The sequence below is a fragment of the Lysobacter yangpyeongensis genome, from assembly GCF_042655745.1.
Taxonomy (GTDB): Bacteria; Pseudomonadota; Gammaproteobacteria; order Xanthomonadales; family Xanthomonadaceae; genus Agrilutibacter; species Agrilutibacter yangpyeongensis.
This window is the reverse complement of record NZ_JBHSNM010000018.1, coordinates 1-3,273: the sequence shown is the minus strand read 5'-3', so window position 1 is coordinate 3,273 and position 3,273 is coordinate 1. Positions and strand designations below refer to the sequence as shown.

Below are 3,273 nucleotides of genomic sequence, written 5' to 3'. Positions count from 1 at the left end.
CATAGCAAGAAAGGCAATAGCCAAGATGGCGCCGATCTTTCCTCCAACGTGTAGGTCTCTCATTGTGCTGGCCTAACGCCTGAATTAAGCCGAGCCGCGAAGCGGCTTCGGCTTGAATGAATTGTTATGCAGCCACGGTAGTAGGTAAGCCGTGGACGCTGAAGAGATCTTAGCCCGGGACAATCGGGGTGCGGCAATCACTGGACGGATGCGCGGAGAGTGAGTGGCGGGTGCTTGCCCCATCCGGCGCCGGAGGCGCCGCCAGGGTGAATCCAGCCATGTGACCGCAAGCCCAGCGGCGCGAGCGAGAGAGATCGAGTGCGGGCTGTGCGAGGTTTACCTGCAGCGCCTCAGTACTGGCGCGCATCGCCCGTCTTTTGACCACGCATAACGCCTGAATTAAGCCGAGCCGCGAAGCGGCTTCGGCTTGAATGAATTGTTAGCGGCGCTCAGTTGGGAGCACCGCGTTGACCCGCTGGAATACCTGATCAAGCTGGCCAGCCTCAAGCCATATCGTCGCCGATGCGGTGAAGTCGCCAGATTGCTGCGATAAATGAACGGTAAGGGCAATGTGCCCTCCCGAATCGCAGGTTGCGGTTAAGCGGAGCTCTCCCTCCAGGGCTGCCCATTCTTTCTTTCCGTTCCAGCCTTGCCAGTCACGGGCTAACTCCTGAAAGAGGAGCGTGGGCGGGCCATTGTGCCAAGTAGAGGATCGGACCAACCCGTTGAACGGGGCGCCAGAAAGCTCCGCGGAAAAGGCAAGCTCACCGAAGTCGTCGCCGAGTGCAGTGAGAGTGAGTGCGGTTGAGTCGTAGCAGGATTTTATTTCGACGGAGCCCATTTGGCCGCTAACGCCTGAATTAAGCCGAGCCGCGAAGCGGCTTCGGCTTGAATGAATTGTTAGCCCTCACCCGGGTGGCGCGCTTTCTCGTTGCTCTCCCGGGTAAGCGGCTCGATTTTGAATGAATAGTCGCAGTTCTTGCCAGTAACGATCGTGGCAGTGAACGATTTGCCAAGGGATACGTCAATCACCGTGAGGTAGAGCGTCTCTGGCCGATCTTTCCACACGGGATAGGCGGTGGAGCGATTAGCGGCTATCTCTGTGATCTTTTTGGTACAGGAAATCTCCGAGGAAAAATCTATCTCCTGAAGGAAATGCTCATAACCGCAGCCGTCATCGGTGCAGTCAAAGGTGCTGATATACCGATGCTCGGTAGTTTTTAGCAGCGATACCACGTCGGTTGAGATTTCGCTGAAAGGCTCCGCTGCCAGCGTGGCAGATGAAATGAGCATTGCGGAAAAGAAGATCGCGAGTTTGTTCATGTGAGGGCTAACGCCTGAATTAAGCCGAGCCGCGAAGCGGCTTCGGCTTGAATGAATTGTTAGGCCTCAGCCGGCCCGGTGAAAGAATCTGTGCTTTGCCCACTGCCAGAGCCATGCAGCTAAAAGACAGAAGGCAAAGTACAGCAGGAACAGTGTAATGACACCAGGCCAGTCCCAGAAGAATAGAGTCCGGTAGTAGCAGGTAACGGGCTCACCTGGGTCCGCGACAGGAAGCTGGCAGGGATTGGCGAGGGTGGTGTGGTGCCACAGCACTAGGCCGAAAGCAGTGGCCGCGAGGCAGAGGGAAGCCAGAAAGAGAAGGGCGGCAGGTTTCAAGACTTGCTTGAACACGATGCGCTCTCCCATGAGGCCTAACGCCTGAATTAAGCCGAGCCGCGAAGCGGCTTCGGCTTGAATGAATTGTTAGCCCTCAACCTCGTCAGGCCACAGGGGCTCACGCTGTATTGGGGTGTCGATGAGCAAGGGCTCGACATTAATCTCTGACCTTTCACTGACCGGTACCAGTGTGAACACCGACCGGTGAGTAGCGCTATGGGCTGACACTGACACTTGCTTGAGCAGGCCCTGGCATTTATCACCGGTCAGGAGCGAATGGCCAGAGTAAGTGTCGACCCTGATGGGGATGGAGTAGCGCCCATCAGATCCGGTAGTGGCCATAGCGGGGCCTGTGGGAGTCGAGTGCTCCGTCCATGAGACGCCAACCAAGGCGCGAGAGACAGGCGAACCGGCTGTATCAAGCACCAGCCCTGAGACGACATAAAAGCGGAAGCCGCACTTCGCGGACGCGGCCGGCGCAATAGCCGCAAATAGAATCAAAGCGATGAGAAGTCTCATTGAGGGCTAACGCCTGAATTAAGCCGAGCCGCGAAGCGGCTTCGGCTTGAATGAATTGTTAGGCAGCGACTAGAAGATTGTCTTTGCCACTTTTGCGACGCCCTGAATCAAATCATCGACCTGCTCTGGGGTTGGCTCTTTCTGCTTATTGTGGTCGCAAAGATTTCTCAGATCCGCGAGATGCTGATTAAATCTCCACTCGGGGGTTCCGATCACGTCTGAATTCTTAAGCGCATCATTTAGGTCGGCGATGGTTGGATGCTTTTTTGTGACTTTAATGTCGTGGTTGTTGCAAACCTCAAGCAGATGTTTTTCTAAGACAACGCCAGCAACGGCGCCGGCTGCCCGCATGAACTTGTGCTTCAACAGTTCTCTGGCCGCATCAAGCTCAGAGTCCAGGAGGTCAGCTTGGACAAGCTGCCGAATGTCATAGAGCGAGCTTTCAAATCTGTTCTTTAGTGAGTCAAGTATTGCGACCTGTTGTTTCAAGTGAGGCATCGCGGACTTGGAATCAGCAATGACTTCACTACCGCTGTAGCGCGTGATCCGCAGACCTTGAAGCGCGTCCTCAATGCGATAATTCTCAAAACTAATGTCCTTCCGGCCTTTTGGCTTCTCGTACAGACGAATGAAATCATTGAGTCTGTCCGGGAGCAACTGCTTTATCAGCGCTATGCATTCGGAGTACCACGACTGGTAGGACTCCTTGAAATCAGGAAGTGCATCAAGGTGGGCTTTAGCTGCCTTCTTGTCGTTCTTGCAAGATTTCAATACGGCAGCTTCATACTCGTCGCCGTAGGTGTAGTGGGCGAAGGATTGCTCAAGCAATTGCGCTTGACGGCGCAACCTGTCGAAGTCCTTTTTGTACCGCTCTATATTTGACGACATGAGAAGTCTCGTTTCGCTGCCTAACGCCTGAATTAAGCCGAGCCGCGAAGCGGCTTCGGCTTGAATGAATTGTTAGGGCGCGGAAATTGCCAAAGTAAGTGCGACAACTCCAGCCCCCAAGAATGCAGGGGTGAGCTGGCAGACTGGTTGGGACTCTGATCCGGCAAGAAAGGAGCCCCAACCGTGACGTACCACCAGCTCACCGAG

The 3,273-nt window shown here is 55.0% G+C and carries 4 protein-coding genes; all 4 read right to left on the bottom strand.

The annotated features are described in order from the left end of the window. Positions 1–439 precede the first annotated feature (439 nt). Positions 440–841 (bottom strand): DUF6228 family protein, encoded by a 402-nt coding sequence (locus ACFPN1_RS16170; RefSeq protein ID WP_386756252.1) that lies wholly within the window; start codon positions 839–841, stop codon positions 440–442. Positions 842–900: 59 nt separating this feature from the next. Continuing rightward, positions 901–1,323, bottom strand: coding sequence for a hypothetical protein (locus ACFPN1_RS16165; protein WP_386756251.1), 423 nt, complete (start codon positions 1,321–1,323; stop codon positions 901–903). A gap of 66 nt (positions 1,324–1,389) precedes the next feature. Next, positions 1,390–1,689, bottom strand: a complete 300-nt coding sequence (locus tag ACFPN1_RS16160; RefSeq protein WP_386756249.1) for a hypothetical protein — start codon at positions 1,687–1,689, stop codon at positions 1,390–1,392. A 558-nt stretch (positions 1,690–2,247) separates the two neighbouring features. Then, positions 2,248–3,066, bottom strand: a complete 819-nt coding sequence (locus ACFPN1_RS16155) for a hypothetical protein (protein WP_386756248.1) — start codon at positions 3,064–3,066, stop codon at positions 2,248–2,250. Positions 3,067–3,273 lie beyond the last annotated feature (207 nt).

Bases quoted from the DNA above. Each gene is read 5' to 3' on its own strand.
- ACFPN1_RS16170 (WP_386756252.1), bottom strand. From the start codon at position 841: ATGGGCTCCGTCGAAATAAAATCCTGCTACGACTCAACCGCACTCACT.
- ACFPN1_RS16165 (WP_386756251.1), bottom strand. From the start codon at position 1,323: ATGAACAAACTCGCGATCTTCTTTTCCGCAATGCTCATTTCATCTGCC.
- ACFPN1_RS16160 (WP_386756249.1), bottom strand. From the start codon at position 1,689: ATGGGAGAGCGCATCGTGTTCAAGCAAGTCTTGAAACCTGCCGCCCTT.
- ACFPN1_RS16155 (WP_386756248.1), bottom strand. From the start codon at position 3,066: ATGTCGTCAAATATAGAGCGGTACAAAAAGGACTTCGACAGGTTGCGC.